The organism is Nonomuraea sp. NPDC001699, from assembly GCF_053596455.1.
In genome coordinates, this window is the sequence record NZ_JBSFGF010000070.1 from 1 (window position 1) to 3,432 (window position 3,432).

At 65.8% G+C, this 3,432-nt stretch carries 4 protein-coding genes; 1 reads left to right on the plus strand and 3 read right to left on the minus strand.

Translation table 11 applies throughout. The features are described 5' to 3' along the window. Positions 1-291 precede the first annotated feature (291 nt). A complete protein-coding gene (locus ACWCSU_RS52670; protein ID WP_449945200.1) occupies positions 292-726 on the minus strand; it encodes a nuclear transport factor 2 family protein in 435 nt (144 codons plus the stop codon). Between the two features lie 83 nt (positions 727-809). Between ACWCSU_RS52670 and ACWCSU_RS52675 the strand changes: the two genes are divergently transcribed. Then, positions 810-1,190, plus strand: coding sequence for a winged helix-turn-helix transcriptional regulator (locus tag ACWCSU_RS52675; RefSeq protein ID WP_357710986.1), 381 nt, complete (start codon positions 810-812; stop codon positions 1,188-1,190). A gap of 881 nt (positions 1,191-2,071) precedes the next feature. On the opposite strand, the gene ACWCSU_RS52680 is transcribed toward ACWCSU_RS52675, so the two are convergent. Together ACWCSU_RS52680 and ACWCSU_RS52685 are read right to left on the minus strand one after the other, a co-directional pair. Then, the gene (locus tag ACWCSU_RS52680; RefSeq protein WP_449945205.1) at positions 2,072-2,704 is read right to left on the minus strand and encodes a hypothetical protein; all 633 of its coding nucleotides are present in this window, start codon (positions 2,702-2,704) and stop codon (positions 2,072-2,074) included. Positions 2,705-2,720: 16 nt separating this feature from the next. Next, positions 2,721-3,170 carry a spore-associated protein A gene (locus ACWCSU_RS52685; RefSeq protein ID WP_449945203.1) on the minus strand — a complete coding sequence of 150 codons (450 nt, stop codon included), beginning with the start codon at positions 3,168-3,170 and terminating at the stop codon, positions 2,721-2,723. Positions 3,171-3,432: the final 262 nt, after the last annotated feature.

Sequence of the window (3,432 nt, forward strand, 5' to 3'; positions counted from 1 at the left end):
GCGTCGATCAACTGCCGTCTGCTCCATTTCGGCGGACGACCACGTCCCGAGGCGGCGGGTAACAGCGGCTCCAGCGCTGCCCACTGTTCATCGGTGAGGTCGTGCCGCCTCGTCACCGCTACGCTGGCCACGAGGTCTCCGGTACTTGGGTCTTCTTGGTCGTTGAACCAACTACCGGAGGCCTCGTCGTTTACCTACGACCGCCGCGCCGCGACTCCTCATCACCCTTTGAAAACGCGGCCTAGTCGACGTCGATCCCCGACAACTCCGCTTACGATCACTGGCCTGCCGTCAGGATGTGATCACGGCGGGGTTTCCCTCACTCCAGACGCTAGTGATCCTGCGGTGGGTGAACCGCCAGCCGTCCGGGGTGCGGCGCATCCGATCGTCGTAGCGACCCCCGCCAAGGAACTTCTCGCCATCGGGCAGACCAAGGCGGACATGCTGGGCTTGGTAGTAGCAAGTGTGCTCGGCCTCGTCACCGTGCACTGTGACGACATGGTTGCCGTTCAGGTGATGGGTGGCGTCGAATCGCCCCAAACTGGTACTGATCCGGGCAATGATCGCGTCAGGCCCGCAGAGCCGTTCGCCCGAACCGCTGTACTCCCAGCAAGCGTCGTCGGTGAACAGCGCGCCCAGGGTCTCCCAGTCCCTGGTATCCAGGGCCGTCGCATACGCGATGACGGCGTCCACGATCGCGGTGCGGTCTGCGAGTTCCTGAAGCATGGGCCACCTTCCAGTTTGGTGCACGATTTGATACGGAGTACATGATTGGTGACTGTCGAGCCCCAGCGGAAGAAGGCACTTTCATGTCCCAGAGTCACATCGATGTGTCAGCCCTGGCCAGCGAGGCGTGCCCCGTCTCGGAGGTCCTCGATCACGTCTCCGGGAAGTGGAGCATCGGCATCCTGGTAGCCGCTGCCCAGGGTCCGGTTCGGTTCACGGAGCTGGAACGTTCGATCAGAGGAATCAGCAGGCGCATGCTCACGCTGAAGCTGCGCAAGCTGGAGCGGGACGGCTTGCTCGTACGCACCGTCCATCCGGTCGTTCCGCCCAAGGTCGAGTACACGCTGACGGAGATGGCCCAGGAACTTCACAAGTCGCTGCTCGAGCTCACCAACTGGGCCAAGCGACACGGCGCCGCCGTCGCCGTCGCCCAGGCCGCCTACGATCACGAACGCAAGGGCTGACGGCGGGACCTGGAGCGGGAGCAGGACCACGCCGCTGGGGATCAGCAAACCGGCAGCGCGGCGGACCTCACGACCTGCGGTACGCGGCCGGCTCGCTGTGGCTGAAGGCGGCGTCCACCCACCGGAAGGGACGGAACGGACGGGACGTCATGCTCCGGGGCCATGCCACGTGCATCGGCGGGCAACCCGACGTGGCCGACCAGCGGAAAGAAGGTGCGCTCGCTCCGTGAACGGTCGATCGCGGGATACTGGTCCGGTAGATCTCCCGACTGGGCTCAGAGAACGTCTGGCCGAGCTCAGAGGTGATCTCCTTCGGGGTCGGCTCTTGGGGAGCGTCGCGGACGCCGGATGGCTGGCCCGTGGGCTCATTAAGGCCGGTCTGGACACGCCTGCGGTTCGGGAGCTCGCGGGCTGTGCGTTGTCCATCGGGCCCATGAAGGAAGTTGAGCCGCTCGGGATGTAGCGCGGGGAATGGCGGAGGGGACGCTGCCCGTTGCCAAGGGTGCCGACTTCCTGATCCTTGAACTCGGGGACAAATGGACCGTCCCCAAGGAGATTTGGAACCTAATGCTCCTCATCGACGACTGGGAGGCCCTGCGTGGGACTCCGCCGACTGACGACGAGCTCCAGCAGGCACGCAAGATTGTCGATGCCGCGCCAGGGCAGCCTGACGCGAAGGCTGACCAGGAACCATAGGCACTCGGCGGCCTATGGCCAAATGTCGAGCGGAGCCGAACCCAAGCAAAAGGCCAGCTCAGACCCGGTTTTGAGCGTTGCAGGATTCGAATCTGCGACCGTGGGATCAGAAGTGGACCGGTGTTTCTTCATCACCAGGCGGCGCGCCAGCCTGCGGCTTTCTCTTAGAGCCTGCTGACAAAGGCTTAAGTGCTGGCAGGCTTGGGCCCGTAGAGAGCTGGTCCGATCTTGTTGATGTAGCCCTGGTGGGACCATTGAGACAGCTGGACGCGGAAGCTGTTGACGTTCTCGATCCCGAGAATGGCGGCCAGCTCGCTTCCTCGCCAGGCTCGCCACGGCTGAGCGGCCAGGAGCTGCAGGACCTTGCCACGCCGGTCGGGGCTGGACAATACCGGTAGTGGTGGCGGGTCTCTCCAGCGGTTTGAGGGTGGCAGGCCCGCCAGCTCGCGCGACAGGCGGCGGGTCATCTGGTGCACCGTGGCCCACCAGATCACGGCCTCGTGATGAGCGGGCTTGCGCTCATAGATCCGCGCCAGGCGGCGGTAGCGGACCAGCCAGGCGAACGTCCTTTCCACCACCCACCTGCGGGGCAGCACCACGAAGCTGAGGCCGAGGGTGACCACCATGCCCATGGCCGCGACCGCGCCCGCCGTCCTGAGCGCGTAGCCGCGCGCGTTGTTGACCGCCAGCCAGACGACGGCGGAGATCCGGGCAGGCAGGTGGTCGGCGAGCGCGCCGGTCGCAGTCCGTACGAGGTGAGGGCCGGCCAGGGCGAGTCCGATCACCGCCAGCAGGGCGGCGTTCGCCGGACCGATCACGGGCGGCGGCGCGCGGTCAGCCGCAGTGTGACCAGGCGGAATACCAGCTCGCGTAGGAGCCGAAGGCGAAGCCGCCCCATATGATGCACGTTCCCGAGGCGGCAAGCTTCACCGGACCGGCGTAATAGCTGTAACTGCCGCGGTCGCTAACGCTCTTCTCGTCGCTCTTCCGCTGCAGGAAGGCGCCCATGTTGGAGGGGGAGCCCGCGCTGCTGCCGGTCTTCCAGGTGACGACGCAATTGTAGGTGCCGTTGTAGAGCAGATAGATGATTGCGCCGCCGGACAAGCTGTGCTGGTCGATGACATGGTAGCTGCCACCGCCGCATGCGGCGATCGGTGATGACGCGGCGTTCGCCGGGCCGCTCACGGCCACAGAACCAACGAGCATCGCCGCACTGGCGAGGGCGAGCGTTGCCTTGCGCTTGAGATTGAGCACTGTTTCCCCTGTCGCTTCCTTGGTGATCAAAACGGGAACCTACACCCATAATCGAACGGGAACCTACACCCATAATCGATCGCCTTGGCCCGCCAGGGTTGCCGCGCACCCGGCCGGCCCCAGCTCAGCTGGGCCACCATCAGCACCACCCGGGCGGGGTACGTCCGGGTGCTACTCCGTCGGTGGCTGGGCGTCGGCTGCTGCGCGGGCGAAGGCGCGGATGAGTGGCGTCTCGCTCGCCGTACGCCAGGCGAAGGCCCACCGGCACGGCGGGGCGTCACGGATCGGGACG

Coding starts and splice junctions, on each gene's coding strand:
- ACWCSU_RS52670 (WP_449945200.1), bottom strand. CDS start 726: ATGCTTCAGGAACTCGCAGACCGCACCGCGATCGTGGACGCCGTCATC.
- ACWCSU_RS52675 (WP_357710986.1), top strand. CDS start 810: ATGTCCCAGAGTCACATCGATGTGTCAGCCCTGGCCAGCGAGGCGTGC.